The organism is Chloroflexota bacterium (assembly GCA_013152435.1).
Classification (GTDB): domain Bacteria; phylum Chloroflexota; class Anaerolineae; order DUEN01; family DUEN01; genus DUEN01.
In genome coordinates, this window is record JAADGJ010000071.1 from 19,397 (window position 1) to 39,130 (window position 19,734).

Genomic DNA, 19,734 nt, shown 5'->3' on the forward strand with positions numbered 1-19,734 from the left:
CACCCGTCACACAGATGAGGGAGAGAATCCCACCCGCCTATCTTGCCATGTATACCGCGAGCCTGTCAAGAATCTGGGGCAGGATGTCGGGGCTTTTTCGAGGTTCGAGGCTCTGCCTGCCAGGTGCTTTGGATCTTCTCCCAGGCCCGGCGGGCGCCCTCCATTTGCTCCACGGTCGGCGGCTCCGGGCTGTAGCGGGCATGCACGTAGCCGTCTGTGATGGCGTTCAGGGCATCCTGGGCGCCGGGTAGCAGGCGGGCCAGCGCCCGGCGGTACTCGATGGGCGTCTGCCCGCGGCGCCGGGGGCATCCCTGATCGCGTGCGGCGGCCAGCAGCGCCTGGTAGATCGCCCGGATCACCCGCCGGGTGTGGATCTCGTCCTCCAGTGAGAGGAACGGATGCAGCACTGTCCTCCGCATCCCGCGCAGCCGTTGGATCCATCGGTGCCACAGGGCCTTCCATTGCGTGCGCAGGAGCTCACGGGACAGGATCAGGTCCCTCTCCTCCTCGATCTCCTCCTCCGTCTCCAGCCGGACGCGCTGCAGCGCCATGGCGAAGATCAGGCCCAAAACCAGGACGGTGACGATCAACAGGGCCCAGCGGGCCGGCTCGGAGAGGGTCATCAGCTGGTCCGGCGCGTCCAATTCCTCCGCCTCCAGCTCCTGCAGGGAGTCGAGGGAGAACATCTTGCCGAGCAGGGCTGCCAGCCACTCGACCAGGGGGATCAGGATCACGAAGAGGGGGTACAGGATCAGGTAGAGGAGGTAGCTGAGGAAGGCGATGACCGTGTATATCACGCGGCCGATGGCGTTCACGACGCCGCCGATCCAACCCAACACCCGGGCCACGTCCGCGGGGGCGATGAGGGCGCTCATAGCCAGGCCGAGCCCCAGTAATCCGAGGATGATGGAGAGCATGCTGACCAGCCAGTGACGGCTCAGTTGGAGCCGGGCGCCGATGCGTCGCCTGCCCACCCCGCGCCCCATCTCCAGGCTGGAGAGGGCCAATGCCGCCATGCTGGTGGCGAAGAAGAGGACGATGACGTGTTCCGCCCCGGTGGGGAGGCCCCGCCGATCTGCCATCGCGACCACGACCAGGATGACGAGCATGATGAAGCCGGTGGTGAAGGCTCCCCAGACGTTGTCGTGGATGGGGGGCATCCGGCCATCCAGCAGGCCGCGCAGCCACAGGTAAATGGCGATGACCAGGGCGATGAAGAGCGGCGGCGTGACGGCGCCCCAGTGGGTCAGGTCCGTTCCCAGGATGCCCATCCAGCGCATGTTCCACAAGGGATATCGGCCGCGGTAGAACTGCCACCAGAGGACCAGCAGGATGGCGCCGAAGCCGATCAAGGTCGTCTGGAGGCGGGCTCGGCTGAGTACCCGGGTGCCGGCCGGGGTCCAACGCGCCGTCGCCATACTGGTCAACGACAGCCCGAGGATCAGCGAGGCGGGCAAGAGGGCCCGGTGATAAGAGGGAGCCAGCCATCGGCGGGCGAATTCCAGCCACAGCCAGAGCCAGCAGGTGCGTTGGACGGCGAGCGTGGCCGGCAGCATCGCCTCGCTAACCCAATTCCAGCGCTTCCAATTCACGCCACACCTCGTGTCCACCGATATGGTAATATCGGATGCCTGGGGGAGGTGTGTCCAGTCGTTTTTCCCCTAGCCCGACGAGGGAGACGCCGTACTCCCGATTCCTCAGGTCCACCAGCGTCCGGGAAAGTCGATCGTTCAGGAGGGGGCTCACGACGATGACGGTGGAGCCGTACCGCAGGTTCGGCGCTTCCACCTGGAGGATCGCTTCGATGGGCCACCGTCCGTACATCACAACCCGGGTCAGCGCCTCCAGAACCCAGGTGAGCTGGTCGGGGTGGCTTCCGGGGCGGATGCGGATGCGACGGCCGCCGGGCTGGGTGACGGAGTTGACGTACAGGCCAATGGGGTATCCCTCGCCCCACGCCCAACGTGCGATGGAGGCCGCCGTGGTGATGGCGAACTCCTGCAGCTCCCGATCGATCCCCTCGTAGCGGTATTCGAAGGTGTTGACGTTGAGGAAGATCGCTATGGGACGGCTGGCGGATGGCTCGAACACCTTGGTTTGGAGCTCATTGCGGCGCGCGGTGGCCTTCCAGTGGATATGGCGAAAGCTGTCTCCCGGGATGTACTCTCGTGCGCCCATGAGCCGGATGGGGTCCTCCAGCACGCGGCGCGGCGTTTTGAAGTCGCCGAAGGGATGTCGGGCGGGCAACCCCAGCGCGGTGAGCGGCACGATGCGGGGATAGACCAACAGCGTCTGGGTGTCCTGGAACTTCTCCCGCTTGATGGAGAACCCGAAGAGATCGCCCGAGATGATCTCCACGGGGCCGAATTCCCAGGCGCCGCGGTGGGCGCCGCGGATCCGGTAGTGACGCGTCACCCGCTCGTACCAACGAAGCGAGAGGAGGTTGATCAGGAGCCGGCGGCCGGGGCGATAACTGCTGTGTAGGCGGCCGGTGAGAAGCTCCACATCCGCCGGGAACTCGTCCTCGGCGCGTAGCCACGCCAGCGGCAGGGGCTTGGCGTTCACGATCTCGATGTAGAGGTCGGTTTCCTCCCCATAGAACAGCCGCGTCGATCCGAAACGTCGGCGATAACCGACGCCGGCGAGACAGTAGCGCGTCCACAGGTGAGAGGCTGCCCCGATCAGGGCCAAGAGCAGGCCCATCATGAGCAGAAGGCTGTGGTGCAGGATCGCGCTCAGGATAAAGATGATGCCGACGACTACCCACCAGGCTTTTTCCATAGGGTGAGGGGCTCTCCTCGTTGGTCATCTCACGCGCTGCTATGAGGGGACCGTGACTGGCGTTGTGGAGATGAATCTTCCACATCCATTATCGTCCCCGGGCCGGGAATCGTCAACCCCGGGGAGAGCGGGAAACGGCGGGGGCACGGCCGGGTGTCCCTACGGAAGTTGCCCCGCACCCTGATGACAACATCCTTGTATGGGGTTGCGATCAATGCTATAATGAAGTTGCATGAACGAAAGTGCATGGTTTGCCTATCGCTCCAGAGGTATCGTTCCGCTTCCCCCTCGCAAGGAGGTTTTCACGGCGCGTTGTGAGTGATCCCCGTCGAGTGCAGGGAAAGGAGGCAGTCTGATGTATAAGGGCCGAATGTTCCTGATGGTGACGTGGTTGGTCATCTCCGTACTGGCGTTGGGGGCCTGTCAATACCAACCGCCCCCGCCGGCCGCAGCCCCAGCTGCGGAGGAAGCAGGTGCCGAGGAGGAAGAGGTCGTTACGCTGCTCTGGGCTTTTTGGGGAAGCCCGCAGGAGGCCAAGACCCACCAGAGCGTCGCCGACGCCTTCATGGCTGAACATCCCAACATCAAGATCGAGACCATGGTGGAGCCCTGGAGCGACTACTTCACCAAGATTCAAACCCTCTGGGCCAGCGGCGACCCGTCCGTGATCCCCGATGTGCTCTTCCTGTGGCCGACGCCTCGGTACGCTGCCCAGGGCGTGCTGGAGAATCTCGACCCCTGGATTGAGAAGAGCGGCTATGACCTGAGCGACTACTGGCCTGCCCTGCTGGAGTCGGCCATGTGGAACGGCAGCGTCTACGGCCTGCCACGGGACATCGGGCTGGAGGTGCTCTACTATCGCAAGGACATCTTCGACGAGGCAGGGGTGGCCTATCCCACTGAGGACTGGACCTGGGATGACCTGGTGGCGGCCGCTGAGAAGCTCACCATCGTCGAGCCCAGCGGCCGGGTGAAGCGCTACGCCCTGGGTATGGAGGGCGGAAAGTATCAGCTATGGGTCGGCCAGAATTACGGCAGCATCCTGGACGATATGCGGAATCCCTCCCGGTGTACGCTGACCGAGCCGGCGGCCATGGAGGCCATTCAGTTCTTCGCCGACCTGATGAACAAGAACTACGCCATGCGGGACGCCAATCTCAGCCAGGCCGGCGGTGACACGGCCGTGTTCCTCAGCGGCCAGGTGGCCATGATCATCCAGAACTCCAGCCGGGTGTCGGCGTTCAACGAGGCGGGGCTGGACTATGACGTCCAGGTGGTTCCCATCCCCAAGGGCGGGCAGCGCTCCGCTTCTGCCGGTGGCGCAGCCTGGGTGATGAGCGCCGCCAGCGATAACAAGGAGGCGGCCTGGACCTTCCTGAGCTGGCTGCAAAGCAAGGATGGCGGCCAGCGCCTCTACACCGAGTCCGGGGAGATCTTCCCCGCGCTGAAGTCTGTGGCCTACTCCGACGTCTTCCTCCGCTCCGGGAAGCCACCGGCCAACCGCAAGGCCTTCCTCATCGAGGCGGAGAACGCCAAGGTCGGGCGGTTCGGCTACTTCGATGAGTGGGGTGAGCTGAACGGCTCCATCATCCTGCCGGGGATGCAGCGCATCTGGGCGGGCGAGGACCCCGAGAAGGTGGTGCCGGAGGTCTGCGAACAGGTGGATGCCTTCCTGGCGGAGCACGGCTATCCCAAGTGATCCGGGGCCCCTGGGTGTGGTCCAAACGAGAGAGATGAGGTAACGTGATGGGTCATGCGGCCGCATGGCCCATCACCTTGTTCTCCCCTGATGCGTGGTCGCGATCCCTCCATCCTGTAGGTCATCGTGGTCCGGAGAGTGAGCCATGACCGTTGCACACGGCCGATCCGTTCCCACCGCGAGTCGCCGGTGGTTTCGGTGGCGCCCTGATCAGCAGTGGGAGGCCTATCTCTTCCTGGTGCCCAGCCTGATCGGGTTCCTGATCTTCACCGCCCTTCCCGTGATCGCCTCCCTGGCGTTGAGCTTTGTGCATTGGAACCTGCTCACCCCGCCGATCTTCGTCGGCGTGGCGAATTACGTGCAGCTCCTGACCCGCGATCGCATCTTCCAGAAGGTGTTCTGGAACACGGCCTATTTCATCGTCACGATCGTGCCGCTGCAATTGATCCTGGGGCTGATGATGGCCGTGGCCCTGAATCGCCCGATCCGGGGGCGGACGGTTTATCGGCTGATCTATTTCATGCCCGTGGTCACCACCATCGTGGCGGCCGCCCTCATCTTCCAGTGGATGTTCAACCGGGATTTCGGCGTGGTCAGCGCCATGATCTGGAAGCTGGCCGAATGGACGGGGCTTCCCATCACGCCGCCCGATTGGTTGAACAGCCCGACCTGGGCCCGGCCGGCCGTCGTCATCCTCACCCTCTGGAAGAACACCGGCTTCACCATGGTGATCTATCTGGCCGGCTTACAGGCCATCCCTCGCGAGCTTTACGATGCGGCCGAGGTGGATGGGGCGAACGCCTGGCAGCGTTTCCGGCACATCACGGTGCCCATGGTGAGCCCGACCACGTTCTTCCTGCTGGTGATCCAGATGATCGGCGCCTTCCAGCTCTTCAGCGAGCCGTACGTGATGACCCGGGGCGGCCCGGCCCAGGCGACCCTGACCATCGTCTACTACATCTATCAGAACGCCTTCGAGTTCGGGCGCATGGGCAAGGCCTCGGCCATCGCCTGGGTGTTGTTCGCCTTCATCTTCGTCTTCACGTTCATCCAGACCCGATTGCAACGACATTGGGTGCATTACGAGGCGGGGGAGTAGGCCCATGGTTGCACGTATGCGATCCACACTCCTCGGCAGAAGGCATCCTCGATCGGGCTCGTGGGTGGCCCATCTGGCGCTGCATGGGGCGTTGTTGGCCGGCAGCGTTCTCATGCTATTGCCCTTCGCCTGGATGCTCAGCACCTCGTTGAAGGAGCCCCGGGAGGTCTTCGCCTATCCGCCCGTGTGGATCCCCAGCCGGATCGCCTGGGAGAATTACGTGGAGACGGTCTCGGTCATGCCCTTCGGCCGCTTCTACCTGAACAGCGCCATCGTCGCCGTCAGCATCACCGCCCTTCAGATCCTGACCTCCTCGCTGGCGGCCTTTGCCTTCGCCCGGCTGCGCTTTTGGGGCCGTGAGCCGCTTTTCATGCTCTACCTGGCCACCCTGATGATCCCCTTTCAGGTGACCATGATCCCGAATTTCATCCTTATCCGTTATCTGGGCTGGTACGATTCCTATAAAGCGCTGATCCTGCCGCCGGCGTTTTCGGCCTTCAGCACCTTCCTGTTGCGCCAGTACATGCGCACTATCCCAATGGATCTGGACGAGGCCGCTCGTATCGACGGCGCGTCCTCCTGGCGTATCTGGGGACAGGTGATCATGCCGCTGAGCGGCCCGGCGATCGCCGCCCTCTCCATCTTCGTCTTCCTGGGGGCCTGGAACGACTTCCTGTGGCCCCTGGTGATCACGGCCTCGCTGGACATGCGTACGCTGCCCGTGGGCCTGAGTGCCTTTCAGGGGCAGTATAATGTACAATGGCATCTGCTGATGGCCGGGTCCGTGATCGCCCTGATCCCGGTGTTGGTCGTGTACATCGTCGCCCAGAGGTGGTTCGTAGAGGGGATCACGCTCTCGGGCATGGGAGGACGTTGATCGGATGGAGTGTGAGAAGCGATGAGTGAACGGCGCGTGTTGCTTGGAATATTCGCCCACCCGGACGATGAGAGCTTTGGCCCGGGGGGGACGCTGGCCCGCTACGCCGCCGAGGGTGTGGACGTTCATGTGATCGTGGCGACCGATGGCGACGCCGGTTCCGTGGAGGATGTGGATCGCCTGAAGGGCCACAGCAGCCTGGCGGAGGTGCGGGCGGAGGAGCTGGCGAAGGCTGCGGAGGCGTTGGGCCTTGCCGGCGTGTGGACGCTGCCCTATCGGGATAGCGGGATGCGGGGCAGTCCGGACAATCGGCATCCCCGTGCGCTGATTCAGCAGCCGCTGGATGCGCTGGTGGAGGAGCTGGTGCGGCTGATCCGCCGGCTGCGCCCCCAGGTGATCATCACGCACGATCCGTTCGGCGGATACGGTCACCCGGATCATATCCTGGTCTCCCGGGCGGCCACCGCGGCCTTTCATCTCGCCGCCGATCCGGACGCGGCGCGGGAGGGCGATCGACCGCCGTATCGCCCTCAGAAGCTCTATTACACGGCGATGAACAAGCGCGTGCTCCGGTGGATCGTGCGGCTGATGCGGCTTGCGGGACAGGATCCGACGGCCATTGGGCGCAACCGGGACATCAACCTGGCGGAGATCAGCCGGCAGGAGACGCCCGTGCATGCGCGAATCGATGTGTCCGCGTACCTGCCACGGAAGGAGGCGGCCAGCCGGGCTCACGCCAGCCAGTATAGCGGCGGGCCTTCCTTCGTGAAGGTTTTGCCGCCCTTTTTGCGCCGCCGTGTTTTGAGCACGGAGGTCTTCACGCGGGCCTTCCCACCGCCGACCGGGCGGGTCGAGACCGACCTGTTCGACGGGGTGGAGCTTGAATAAATCGAAGGAGGAAACATGAGACCGATAAGCAAGGTTGCACCGGACTGGTGGGATTACACCACGCTCGATCGGGAGATCCTGGATGACGCCGCCCGGCTGACGGCGGACGACCTGTTGGGGCTGAGCCGGGAGGGGTTCACCGTTCGGTTCTACGACACCGTCGAGGAGTTCTATCTGGCCGAGGCGTTGGAGTACATCACGGCCTGGATGCAGGCCACGGACGATGAGCCCGCCGGTATCTGCGGCCCCATCGGGCCCACCGAGCAGTTGCCCCTGGTGGCGCGCTTGGTCAACGAGCTGGGCATCTCCTTGCGGAACTGCCACTTCTGGGGCATGGACGAGTGGGTCGTGGATGGCAAGGAGGTGGGGATGGACTTCCCCCTCAGCTTCGCCAGGGCGGACATGGAGCTGTGCTTCAACCGCATCCGCCCCGAGCTGGCCATGCCCAAGGAGAACATCCATTTCCCGGCGGCCGACCCCACGGAGTACATCCAGAGCTGGGAGATGGCGCGATGCGTGGTCATGCAGGGGGGCCAGGGGGAGGTCAAGCACTGGGCCTTCAACGACCCGCCCAAGCGTGAGGGAAAGTACGTGGACGAGCCGCCCCCGCCGGAGGAATATCGCAAGCTCGGCACGCGAGTGGTGGACCTCCATCCCATGACGATCATTCAGAACGCACGCACCTCCGGCGGCGGCGTGGTGCAGAACGTGCCCACCCAGGCGGTCACCGTCGGCCCGATCGAGACGTGGAAGGCGGAGAAGGTGTCGATCTGGCACGCGGGCAATCATGACAATCCGTTCGGCATGCGCCTGACGACGCTGATGATCTCCAAGCGGATTGTGGACACGTCCGTGCCCATGTCCCTGCTGGCTGATCACCCGAACGTGCAGTTCAATTTCCTGCGGAGCGGGATCGGGACCTGCGAGACGGAGATGCATTGATGGGGGCGGGAGGGGAAATTCGGTTCCATCCACATATCAAGATTTGCTTCTTCCTGCTCCTGCGTGTACAATGATTTTGCGGGCCTGAGTGCCCGATCAATGGTGAGTCGGTGCCCTACTCATCGCCGGGAAGGCCCGGAGGGGTAGGGCTTTATCTTTGGTTCGGGAGGGGGCAATGCAGTTCGCCGACCTGTTGGGAGGCGAGGCGCTGACTTTTGACGACGTGTTGCTGGTCCCCGGCTACGCGGAGGTCTTGCCTTCCGAGGTGGACCTGCGCACCCAGCTGCACGAGAAGCTCGTGCTCAACATCCCGGTGTTGTCCGCCGCCATGGACACGGTGACGGAGGCCCGGATGGCCATCGCGCTGGCCCGGCAGGGTGGCATGGGGGTCATCCACCGGAACCTCAGCCCGGAGGAGCAGGCCGACGAGGTGGACAAGGTCAAGCGTTCCGAGTCCGGCATGATCGTGGACCCCATCACGCTGGGGCCGGATGCCACGCTGGCCGAGGCCGAGGCCATCATGTCGCGTTATCACATCTCCGGCGTGCCCATCACCGACAACGGCCGGCTGGTGGGCATCCTCACCAATCGGGACATCCGGTTTGCCACCCGCTTCGACGCCTCCGTTCGGGAGTACATGACGTCGGAGGGGCTCATCACGGCGCCGGTGGGCACCTCGTTGGAGGAGGCCAAGGCGATCCTGCACAAGTACCGGATCGAAAAGCTGCCGCTGGTGGATCAGGATTTCCGCCTGCGTGGCCTGATCACGTATAAGGATATCCTGAAGAAGCAGGACTTCCCCAACGCGGCGACCGACGATCAGGGACGGCTCCTGGTCGCCGCCGCCGTGGGGGTGGGCCAGGACCTGGAGGATCGCCTGGAGCTGTTGCTGGATGCCGGGGTGGATGCGGTGGCCGTGGACACGGCGCATGGCCATTCCGCCGCGGTGTTGCAGGCGGTGCGTCGGATCAAGATGATCGCCCCGGACCTCCCCGTGTTGGCCGGGAACGTGGTCACGGCCGAGGGAGCGGAGGCGCTGATCGAGGCGGGCGCTGATGTGATCAAGGTAGGGGTTGGCGCCGGGTCCATCTGCACCACTCGTGTCGTGGCCGGGGCGGGCGTGCCGCAGATGACGGCCATCGCCGAGTGTGCGGCTGCGGCGCGGCCGCGCGGCGTCCCCGTCATCGCCGATGGCGGCATCAAGTACTCCGGTGACATCGTGAAGGCCCTGGCGGCCGGGGCGGACGCCGTCATGTTGGGGTCGCTCCTGGCCGGCCTGGACGAGTCGCCCGGGGAGATGGTGATCTACGAGGGGCGACGATTCAAGGAGTACCGGGGCATGGGCTCCCTGGGCGCCATGAAGGGGCGTGCCCGGGATCGCTACGCCTCCTCCCAGGATGCGAGCGACCTGGACGCGTCCACCGGCAAGCTGGTGCCGGAGGGGATCGAGGGACAGGTGCCGTACAAGGGGCGCCTGGCGGATTACATGTTCCAGTTGATGGGAGGGCTGCGCTCGGGCATGGGATATGTGGGCGCGGCGAACTTGCGGGAGTTGCGGGAGAAAGCCCGCTTCGTGCGTATCACGAACGCTGGATTCATCGAGAGCCATCCGCACAGTGTCTTCATCACAAAAGAGGCGCCAAATTATCAGGTCACCCCGCGCTAGGCGATGCCGCCTGACGCGGGCTGCTTGGGTGCGCGAGCTAACCGCCTTTTCCGGATTCGACAGTGGAGGCAGGGTGGGCGGTTTGACGCACATATCGCCAGCAGGCAGGAGCCATGGCCGGCATACCGATCGAGGATCGGGTGTGCTGGCCTATTTTACTTTCCGCAGCCGTAGCCATTCGGAGATGGGGATCTCATGATCTATTGCGTTGAGGTGTCGACCCGAGAGGGGATCCGTGATGCGCGCGGGGAGAGCATCCTGCGGCAGGTGGACGCGTTGGGCATCGATGGCGTGAACGCCGTCCGCGTGACGGACCTGTATTTCCTGCAAGGGGATCTGGACCCTGAGGCCGTGGAGCGGCTGGCCGACACGCTGTTACACGATCCGGTGGTGGAGGAGGCCCGGTGGCATCCGTTTCCCGACGGGGCCGGGGACCGTTCGGCCCCCGGCGCGTGGGTCGTCGAGGTGTCCCTGTTGCCGGGCGTGACCGACAGCGTGGCCGAGAGCCTGTTGGAGGGCGCTCGCATGATCGGCGTGGCGGGGTTGGAGCGTGCGGCCACGGGCCAGCGCTACACGCTGCAGGGCGCCCTGAGCGAGTATCAGGCGCGCCTCATCGCCGAGCGCCTGCTGGTCAACGAGGTCATCCAGACATACGCGATCAACCGGGCGATCGACCCGCCGTTTGTGCCGGTGCAGGAGGCCGACGATACGGTGGAGGTGATCCCCATCACCGAGGCGGACGACGACGCCCTGGAGGCCATCAGCCGGGAGCGCCGCCTGTCCCTGGATTTGAACGAGATGCGGGCCATCCAGGCTTACTATCGCCGGGAGGGCCGCGAGCCCACCGACGTGGAGCTGGAGACCCTGGCGCAGACCTGGTCGGAGCACTGCGTGCACAAGACGTTCAAGGCGTTCATCACCTATGAGGAGCCGGGGCCGGACGGGACCCCGCGTCATCGTCACATCGATTCGTTGCTCAAGACGTACATTCGCGCCGCCACGGAGCGGGTCGACAAGTCCTGGGTGCGCTCCGCTTTCGTGGATAACGCGGGCATCGTGGCCTTTGACGATCGATTCGACCTGGCCTTCAAGGTGGAGACGCACAACCACCCTTCGGCGCTGGAGCCGTTCGGCGGGGCCAACACGGGGGTGGGAGGCGTCGTGCGGGATGTTCTGGGGGTCAGCGCCCGGCCTATCGCGAACACGGACGTGCTCTGCTTCGGCCCACAGGATCTGCCGTTCTCCGAGCTGCCGACCGGTGTGTTGCATCCCCGCCGCATCGCCGACGGGGTGACGGCTGGCATCGAGGATTACGGCAACAAGATGGGGATCCCCACAGTCAATGGGGCCATCCTCTACGATCCGGGTTACACGGCCAACCCGCTGGTGTTCTGCGGCTGTCTCGGGATCCTGCCTCATGGTGCCCACCCTCGCGAGCCGCAGCCCGGCGATCTGGTCGTCGTGATCGGCGGGCGCACGGGGCGCGATGGGCTGCGCGGCGCCACCTTCTCCTCCATGGAGATGACCCACGAGACGGGCGAGGTGGCCGGCAGCGCGGTGCAGATCGGGCATCCCATCCACGAGAAGCAGGTGCTGGAGGTCGTGTTGCGGGCCCGGGACGAGAGGCTGTACACGGCCATCACCGATTGCGGCGCGGGCGGGCTCTCCTCGGCCGTGGGCGAGATGGGGGCCGAGCTGGGCGCGGAGGTACATCTGGACCGGGTGCCGCTGAAGTACGCCGGCCTGCGTCCCTGGGAGATCTGGCTGAGCGAGGCGCAGGAGCGCATGGTGTTGGCCGTGCCGCCCGATCGCTGGCCGCGCCTGCAGGAGATCTGCAAAGGCCAGGACGTGGAGGCCACGGTGCTGGGGACGTTCACCGGCGACGGCCAGCTGACCCTGTACTATGGCGATCGCGTGGTCGGCCGGCTGTCCACGGACTTCCTGCATAACGGCATCCCACGTCGACATCTGCGTGCCGTGTGGACCCCGCCGGCCGTCTCGGAGCCCCATCTCCCTGGCCCGTCGGACCTGACGGCGGACCTACTGGCGTTGCTGGCCGATCCCGACACGCGCAGCAAGGAGGACGTCGTTCGCCGTTACGATCACGAGGTGCAGGGCGGCACGGTGGTGAAGCCGTTTGTCGGGCGGGAGGACGCCGGGCCGAGCGATGCCGCCGTGCTGTATCCGGGGGGAGAGATCGGAGATTGGGGATCACGCCGCGGGATCGCGATAGCTTGTGGGATTCGCCCTCGCTATGGGTTCATTGACCCGTACGCCATGGCGTGGGCGGCGGTGGACGAGGCGATCCGGAACTGCGTCGCCGTGGGCGCGGATCCGGACCGGATCGCGTTGCTGGACAATTTCTGTTGGGGGAACCCCAGCCTGCCGGATCGGTTGGGCGCGCTGGTGCGCTGTGCGCAGGGATGCTACGACGCCGCGGTGGCTTACGGCGCTCCCTTTGTCTCCGGCAAGGACAGCCTGAACAACGAGTACACCGATGCGGAGGGCCGCAAGCGCGCCATCCCCGGCACCCTGCTCATCTCGGCGTTGGGGATCGTGCCGGACGTGCGGCGGACGGTGACGATGGACCTGAAGGCCCCTGGGGATTGGCTGTACGTGGTGGGGGTAACGGCCGACGAGTTGGGCGGGTCGAGTTATTACCATCGGCACGGGGAGCTGGGGGCGAACGTGCCGCAGCCGCCCGAGCGAGGGATCGAGCGGTATCGGGCGCTGCACCGGGCCATCGCCCAGGGGATCGTTCGGGCATGTCACGATTGCTCCGAGGGCGGTTTGGCCGTGGCCCTCGCCGAGATGTGTCTGGCGGGGGGATTGGGGGCGGAGGTGCACCTGGCCGATGTGCCGCGGGCGGATGGCGTCGATCGGGATGACGTGGTGGCGTTCAGCGAGTCGTTGGGGCGCTTCATCGTGGAGGTGACGCCGGAGGATGCGCCCGCGTTTGAGGCGTGTCTGGAGGGGCAGCCGATCGCTCGGATTGGGCGTGTGCGGGAGGGCGGCCGGGTGCAGATGGTGGGCCTTGACGGTCGCCTTGTGATCGACGTGGACCTCTCAGCGATCGAGCGGGCCTGGCGCGGATAGGAGGCAGAACGTGAAGCGTGAAGCGGGAAGCGGAGAGCGGAGAGCGGAGAGCAGGGGGCGAAGAGCGTTACGTTTTACGCATTACGCAATACGCATTACGTTTTCCTCTTTACCCCTTACGTTTTTGGGAATCCTCGCCTGGCTTCTCATCGCCTGCGCCGGCAACGGCCCCAGCCCGATCCCGCCCACGGCCACGCCTCCGGTCCCCACGGCGCCCCGGCCGACGGCGTTGCCCAGCCCGACGCCGACGCCGGAGTATTTAGGCCTGGTTCGGCCCGACGGCCCGCTGCCGATTGGGCATCTGGTCTTCTCCACGGCGAACAGCGGCCGGGAGGAGGAAGGTGTGGTGTTGTGGGCCCGCTCGGCGCAGCGGGATGATCTCCAGGTCCTTTTGGCGGACACGTCGGATGCGTTGTGGGAGTGCGCCGCTCAGGGATCTGGCCTCTGTGCCGTCGGTGATCGAACGGGACAGGTGTACACCATCGTACCTCCCGAATCGCTGGTGCCGTTGTTGCCGGCGGGCGAGGGCTTGCAGCGAGTGTTCATATCGCCGCCGGGCAACTATGTGGGCCTGGTGAGCGAGGGTTTCATGGTGCTGACCAGCCTGTCGGATCCTTCGGATGTGGTCAACGTGCCGGATATCCCGGCTGTACGGGATGTGGCGTGGAGCGCCGACGGCACCCGGCTGGCGTTCGTCGTGCTGGGTGAGCGGGAGTCGCTCTACGTGATGCGGTTGGGCCCGGAGGGCGTGCCGCCCGCGTTGATCGCCCAGGAGGATGAGGTGCGGTCCCCGGTCTGGGCCGGAGAGCAGCGCAAGCTGGCCTTTGTGGTGCGCGGGTTGGAATCGGCCAGAGGGGGATCGCCTCAGCGTCGGGATGTGTTCGTCGCCGATCTGGAGACGGATGAGTACGTGAACATCACGGAGGCGTTCGGCCCGTTTGTGGGCTGGCGCCCCGCGCAGCCGTTCGGAGGGGATGGGCTGGCCTGGGGGCCGGACGGCGAGGCGTTGGACTTTGTGTGGGTGCCGCCGGACGAGCGCCCGGATCGGGGGCGTCTGTATCGCTGGTTCTCCGGGTTGGATCCATACGCGGTCATGCCCGTTCTCTACGCGGAGGGGCAGGGATGGAGCGGCCCTCAGTGGTCGCCGGATGGCGTGTGGGAGGCCGCGGTCGCTCCCATCGAGGCGCGGGGCGGAGCGGGCGAGCTGTGGGTGAGCCCGGCCGGGGAGGAGTCCTGGACGGCGATCAGCCCGCCTGCCCACTCGGTGGCGCGCTTCGTCTGGTCTCCGGATAGCCAGTACCTCGCCTATGAGGTGCCTGGTGATGGCATCTGGGTGGTGCCGGTCACCGGAGGTCAGCCACAGCGCGTCGTTTCGGTCGGCGAGCCATATCAGGTGCGGCGCCTTCGCTGGGTTTCGGAACGCGAGTAGGATACCAGCTTGGCGATCTCCCATGTCTCACCGCCGAGACGCGGAGAGCGTGAGGAAGATCAATCCATTCGTCGTCTGAGAGCGTGTCTGGGAAATGTCGTCGCTTCTGCTATGGAGAGGCTCGGAGGAGCGGAGTCCCTCTGGAAAAAGTCCTTCTTCCGCCTTTGACCTGCCTGGCCTCGGCCCGGGTCCTTCGGAAAGGGCCGAGAAAGGCAGGTGCAGGCCGGAAAAGTGAGGTTTCCGTGGAGGGAAGGTCCCTTCCACACCTCCCCCTGAGGAGCTGGTAGCTGGGGGAGATCCTCAGATACGCTCTGAGAGAACGAGTTCGATCAGGACGTGAGTGCGCATGAAACCTCCTGTTTTGATTCTGCATGCAAACGGGACGAACCGGGACCGTGAGGCCGCATGGGCGTGCGAGCTGGCGGGCGGCGCTCCGGAGATCGTCCACATCAACCAGTTGATCGCCGGTGAGCGTCGGCTGATGGATTACCGGATGCTGGTCTTGCCCGGCGGGTTCTCCTACGGCGACGACCTGGGCGCGGGCAAGTTGTGGGCGGTGGCGCTGCGCCATCGGTTGGCGGACGACCTGGCCGCGTTCGTGGAGGCGGGACGGCCGGTCCTGGGCATCTGCAACGGCTTTCAGGTGTTGGTGAAGTCGGGCCTGTTGCCAGGGGGGATGGACGGAGGGCGACGGACAATAGACAACAGGCGACAGACGATAGACGATGGACGACAGACGATAGACGACGGACGGTGGACGGAGGGCGGGAGACGGAAGCCGGGGAGTTTAGAGCCGTCGTCCTTCGCCCTTCGCCCTTCGTCAATGCAGGTGGTGACCCTCACGCGTAATGATTCCGCCCGCTTCGAGTGTCGTTGGGTGTACCTGCGGCCCCAGCCGGAGAGCCCGTGTATCTTCACGCAGGGATTGGATGGACTCATCTACTGCCCCGTGGCGCATGGCGAGGGGAAATTCGTCGCCCGGGATGAGGAGACGTTGGCCGTGCTGGAGCAGAAGGGGCTCGTCGCGCTGCGATATGTGGGGCCGGACGGCCGCTCCGCCGGATATCCCTGGAACCCCAACGGCTCCCAGGCGGATATCGCGGGGATCTGCAACCCGACCGGGACGATCTTGGGGCTGATGCCACATCCGGAGGATCACATCATCCCGGAGCAGCACCCGCGCTTCCATCGCGGGGAGCGAGGTTCCCTGGGCCTGCCGCTGTTTCGGAACGGTGTGCGATACGCGGCGGAGGTGTGAGGCGGGGAGCGTGGAGCGTGGGGCGGGGAGCGTGGAGCGACGAGGCGGTAATGCTTATCACGACATTGCTCTATGCCAAAGTAGGGGCGCAGTGGCGCTGCGTCCATTTAAGAAGCGTGAAGCGGAGAGTGTGATATGAAGGTGTTGGCACTGGACTGGTCGCGAGCGCGTGTGCTTGGAGGGATCGCGCTTTTTGCGGCGCTGACGGCGTTGACAGCACGGGTGGTGATTCCTTTACCGTTCACGCCGGTGCCGGTGACGCTGCAGGTATTGGCTGTACTGCTGGCGGGGCTGACCCTGGGAGCGCGAGGAGGCGCGGCCAGTCAGTTGGCCTATCTGACGGCCATCGCTTTGGGGCTTCCGCTTTCTGCCAGAGGCTTGAGCGGGCCGGCGGCCTTCCTGGGCCCCACGGGCGGCTATCTGATCGCGTTCGCTCCCGCGGCCTATGTGGTGGGCGCGCTGGCTCGGCCGGGTTGGCGCGTGTGGATGGCCGCGCTGGCGGGCATCGGTGTGATCTACCTGGGCGGCGCGAGCTGGCTGGCCGTCTGGCTGGGTGGTGATTGGGGCAAGGCATGGACCATGGGCGTGGCCCCGTTCATCGTGGTGGATCTGGGCAAGGCGTTGGTGGCGGCCGCGGTGGCCGATGGTGCTCGCCGTTTGGTGGGGCCGACCAGGACGGGGTGATCTTTCTCCGCCGCCGGTTGTCCGCTACATTTTCGTGGTGATGTGGAGTGGGAGAGTGATATGACCGTTACAGCCGTTGTGGGCGCGCAGTGGGGGGATGAGGGCAAGGGGCGCGTGGTGGACTATCTTGCCCAGCGTGCAGATGTGGTGATCCGATTCCAGGGAGGGGATAACGCCGGCCATACCGTCGTGAATGAGTTCGGCACATTCCGGCTGCATCTGGTGCCCTCCGGGATCTTCAATCCTCAGACCCGATGCATCGTGGGCACGGGCACTGTGGTGAACCCGGAGACGCTCATGGAGGAGATGCGGGAGCTGTCCGAGGCTGGGGTATCGCTGGATAACCTGTGGCTCTCCGACCGGGCGCATGTGGTGTTGCCGTATCATCGCTTGCTGGACGGGCTGGAGGAGCAATCCCGGGGGCGGGCGCAGATCGGCACGACCAAGCGTGGCATTGGGCCGGCCTACGCGGACAAGGCCGCCCGGCATGGGGTTCGGCTGGGTGATCTTACCCGGCCGGATTACCTGCGTCAGCGTCTGTCGTTGGTGATCGAGCGCAAGAATCGGACCCTGGCGTATTTCGGCCAGCCGCCTGTGGATTTGGAGGAGCTATTGGAGCGGGCGATCGCCTGGGGCAAGATGCTGGCGCCGAGGATCGTGGACACGTTGCCCATGATCCAGGAGGCGGTGCGAGGCGGCCAGGAAGTGTTGTTGGAGGGCCAGCTGGGCGCTATGCGTGACCTCGATTGGGGCATCTACCCGTATGTGACCTCGTCGAACCCGCTGGCGGGAGCCGCCTGCGCGGGGGCCGGGCTTCCCCCCACCGCCATCGATCGGGTGATCGGCGTGGTGAAGGCGTACTCCACCGCGGTGGGGGCCGGGCCGTTCCCGGTGGAGCTAAAAGACGAGGTCGGAGAGCAGCTGCGCGAGGTCGGCCAGGAATATGGCGCCACCACCGGCCGGCCGCGGCGTTGTGGCTGGTTTGACGCGGTGGCCGTGCGGCATTCGGCCTGGTTGAACGGCTTCACCAGCCTGGCCGTGACCAAGCTCGACGTGTTGGACGGCTTCTCCGAGATCAAAATCTGCGTGGGGTACCGGCTGAACGGCGAAGTCATTGAGCATGTGCCGGATACGCCGGTGCTGGAGCAGGTGACGCCGGTATACGAGACGTGGCCGGGCTGGCTGACATCCACCCGCGAGGCCCGGACGTGGGATGATCTGCCCGAGGCGGCGCAGGCTTACCTGAATCGCATCTCGGAGCTGGCGGGTGTCCCCATTCGGTACGTATCCGTGGGCCCTGAACGGGATCAATTAATCGTGTTGTAGAGGAGCAAATCGCCAGCTCGCCGACTCGCTGATTCGCTGACTCGCTTCTTCGTTGAATCGCCAGGAAACGCTCGATGAAAGAGGGACCAACGTTTTCTCACGAAGAGTACCTTTCGCCCTTCACGTGGCGGTACGGCTCGCCGGAGATGCGGAGGCTGTGGAGCGAGGCGCATAAGCGCCGGCTGTGGCGACGCATCTGGGTGGCGATGGCCGAGGCTCAGAGCGAGGCCGGGCTGGTGACCGCCGAGCAGGTGGCCGATCTGCGCGCCCATCAGGATGAGATCGACCTGGCGCGAGCGCATGAGATCGAGCGGGAGATCCGCCATGACCTGATGGCGGAAGTGCGCACCTACGCGGAGCGGTGCCCCGTCGGCGGCGGCATCATCCATCTGGGCGCCACCTCCATGGATGTGGAGGACAACGCGGACGCGCTGCGCATCCGGGAGGCGCTCGATCTGATCCTGGAGCGCCTGCGAGAGGTGACGTTGGCCTTCGCGGAGCAGGTCGAGCGGTGGGCGGACGTGCCCACCATGGCGTTCACACACCTCCAGCCGGCCGAGCCCACCACCATCGGCTATCGGCTGGCCCAGTATGCCCAGGACCTCTGGCATGACTGGCTGGCGCTGCGACAGGTTCGGGCGGAGGTACGCGGCAAGGGGTTCAAAGGGGCGGTGGGGACCGCCGCCTCGTACGCTCAGCTCTTCCAGGGCACGAACATGACCCCCGCCGAGTTCGAGCGGCGGGTCATGGCCGCGCTGAGGCTGGAGCCGGTGCCCATCGCCACGCAGACGTACCCGCGCAAACAGGAGTATCAGGTGCTCTCGGCGCTGGCTGGGCTGGGCCAGTCCCTGTACAAGTTCGCCTTCGACCTGCGCGTGCTGCAGTCGCCGCCCATCGGGGAGTGGGCCGAGCCGTTCGGCGCCCGGCAGGTGGGCTCCAGCGCCATGCCGTTCAAGCGCAATCCGATCAACGCGGAGAACATGGACAGTTTGGCCCGGCTATTGGCCGCGCTGCCCCGGGTGGCCTGGGACAACGCGGCGCACAGCCTGCTGGAGCGCACCCTGGACGACTCGGCCAACCGCCGCAGCATTCTGCCGGAGGCGTTCCTCATCGCCGACGAGCTGCTGCGAAAGGCCGGCCGGATCATCCGGGGGCTGCGGGTCGACCGGGAAGCCGCCGCTCGCCTGCTCGACGCTTATGGTGCCTTCGCCGCCACCGAGCGACTGTTGATGGAGGCGGTGAAGCGGGGCGGGGATCGCCAGGAGCTGCACGAGGTGATCCGGGAGCACTCGTTGGCCGCGTGGGCTGCGATTCGACAGGGACAGGCCAATCCGCTGCCCGACTTGCTATGTAGTGACTCACGGATTACGCAATACGCAACACCAAAGGAGGTGCGCGCCTGGCTGGACGCCACGGATTACGTGGGCGACGCCCCGGCGCGCGCTCGGGAATTCGCCCGCATGCTGCGGGAGCAACTGGAGTAGGGGCAAGGCAGGGCATGCCCATTGGTATCAAGTTAAGCGATACGGAAGCGTGGCTCCGCATCTTTGGGGTGGCTTGGAGGGGCGTCAGCCCCTCCGAAGAAACCTATTTTCAGCCCCTCACCTGCCCTGTGGGGCCGGGGGCCACCGGCCAAAGCCCCAACCAGGCAGGGAAAAGGCGAGAGAAAGCGTTTTTCTGCGGAGGGGAAGCCCCTCCGCACCTCCCCTTTCAGGTGCGGCCGCCCGTGGAGGGAAAAGGTGGCCGGCGGGAGCCTCGCCCATGCTGTTCAGTTGATGCGAATAGGGCAAGGCAGGGTATGCCCTGCGAGGGGTACTGGGAACCGCAAGGTGCGCAAGGGACGCACAGTGTCCAAGGAGGAGAGAGGTGGTATGCTGGCCATAGAAGAGATCATGCAAGCGATCCCGCACGCTCTGTTACGCGTGGAGGTGCCCGGATTGGGAGAGCGGATCGAAGGCAAGGTGCGGGACATCTACGTGGTGGACGGGC

General features: G+C 65.5%; 14 protein-coding genes. 12 read left to right on the forward strand and 2 right to left on the reverse strand.

Features of this window, described 5'->3' with window-relative positions:
- Window positions 1–65 precede the first annotated feature (65 nt).
- Together GXP39_10070 and GXP39_10075 are read right to left on the reverse strand one after the other, a co-directional pair.
- Window positions 66–1,592 carry a DUF4129 domain-containing protein gene (locus GXP39_10070; protein NOZ28381.1) on the reverse strand — a complete coding sequence of 509 codons (1,527 nt, stop codon included), beginning with the start codon at window positions 1,590–1,592 and terminating at the stop codon, window positions 66–68.
- Complete coding sequence (locus GXP39_10075) at window positions 1,564–2,781, reverse strand: DUF58 domain-containing protein (protein NOZ28382.1); 1,218 nt, start codon at window positions 2,779–2,781, stop codon at window positions 1,564–1,566. Before GXP39_10075 ends, GXP39_10070 begins: the two co-directional genes overlap by 29 nt.
- 355 nt (window positions 2,782–3,136) lie before the next feature.
- Here GXP39_10075 and GXP39_10080 point away from each other — a divergent pair, with 355 nt between their 5' ends.
- The 12 genes from GXP39_10080 to GXP39_10135 all read left to right on the forward strand — a co-directional run bounded on the left by GXP39_10080 (window position 3,137) and on the right by GXP39_10135 (window position 19,229).
- Window positions 3,137–4,480, forward strand: a complete 1,344-nt coding sequence (locus tag GXP39_10080) for a sugar ABC transporter substrate-binding protein (GenBank protein ID NOZ28383.1) — start codon at window positions 3,137–3,139, stop codon at window positions 4,478–4,480.
- A 145-nt stretch (window positions 4,481–4,625) separates the two neighbouring features.
- Window positions 4,626–5,579 carry a sugar ABC transporter permease gene (locus GXP39_10085; protein ID NOZ28384.1) on the forward strand — a complete coding sequence of 318 codons (954 nt, stop codon included), beginning with the start codon at window positions 4,626–4,628 and terminating at the stop codon, window positions 5,577–5,579.
- 16 nt (window positions 5,580–5,595) lie between these two features.
- The gene (locus GXP39_10090) at window positions 5,596–6,456 is read left to right on the forward strand and encodes a carbohydrate ABC transporter permease (GenBank protein ID NOZ28385.1); all 861 of its coding nucleotides are present in this window, start codon (window positions 5,596–5,598) and stop codon (window positions 6,454–6,456) included.
- Between the two features lie 21 nt (window positions 6,457–6,477).
- Window positions 6,478–7,344 (forward strand): GlcNAc-PI de-N-acetylase, encoded by an 867-nt coding sequence (locus tag GXP39_10095; protein ID NOZ28386.1) that lies wholly within the window; start codon window positions 6,478–6,480, stop codon window positions 7,342–7,344.
- Window positions 7,345–7,359: 15 nt separating this feature from the next.
- Window positions 7,360–8,286 (forward strand): glucosamine-6-phosphate isomerase, encoded by a 927-nt coding sequence (locus GXP39_10100; protein ID NOZ28387.1) that lies wholly within the window; start codon window positions 7,360–7,362, stop codon window positions 8,284–8,286.
- A gap of 175 nt (window positions 8,287–8,461) precedes the next feature.
- Window positions 8,462–9,952 carry an IMP dehydrogenase gene (guaB, locus tag GXP39_10105; protein NOZ28388.1) on the forward strand — a complete coding sequence of 497 codons (1,491 nt, stop codon included), beginning with the start codon at window positions 8,462–8,464 and terminating at the stop codon, window positions 9,950–9,952.
- Between the two features lie 195 nt (window positions 9,953–10,147).
- A complete protein-coding gene (gene purL, locus GXP39_10110; protein ID NOZ28389.1) occupies window positions 10,148–13,048 on the forward strand; it encodes a phosphoribosylformylglycinamidine synthase subunit PurL in 2,901 nt (966 codons plus the stop codon).
- Window positions 13,049–13,172: 124 nt separating this feature from the next.
- Window positions 13,173–14,477, forward strand: a complete 1,305-nt coding sequence (locus GXP39_10115) for a hypothetical protein (GenBank protein NOZ28390.1) — start codon at window positions 13,173–13,175, stop codon at window positions 14,475–14,477.
- 346 nt (window positions 14,478–14,823) lie between these two features.
- Entirely contained in the window at window positions 14,824–15,735 is a 912-nt protein-coding gene (gene purQ / locus GXP39_10120) for a phosphoribosylformylglycinamidine synthase I (protein ID NOZ28391.1), read from the forward strand.
- Window positions 15,736–15,870: 135 nt separating this feature from the next.
- Complete coding sequence (locus tag GXP39_10125; GenBank protein NOZ28392.1) at window positions 15,871–16,419, forward strand: biotin transporter BioY; 549 nt, start codon at window positions 15,871–15,873, stop codon at window positions 16,417–16,419.
- Window positions 16,420–16,479: 60 nt separating this feature from the next.
- Entirely contained in the window at window positions 16,480–17,745 is a 1,266-nt protein-coding gene (locus GXP39_10130; GenBank protein ID NOZ28393.1) for an adenylosuccinate synthase, read from the forward strand.
- Between the two features lie 74 nt (window positions 17,746–17,819).
- On the forward strand, window positions 17,820–19,229 hold the full coding sequence (locus GXP39_10135) for an adenylosuccinate lyase (GenBank protein ID NOZ28394.1): 1,410 nt from the start codon (window positions 17,820–17,822) through the stop codon (window positions 19,227–19,229).
- The last annotated feature ends 505 nt before the right edge of the window (window positions 19,230–19,734 follow it).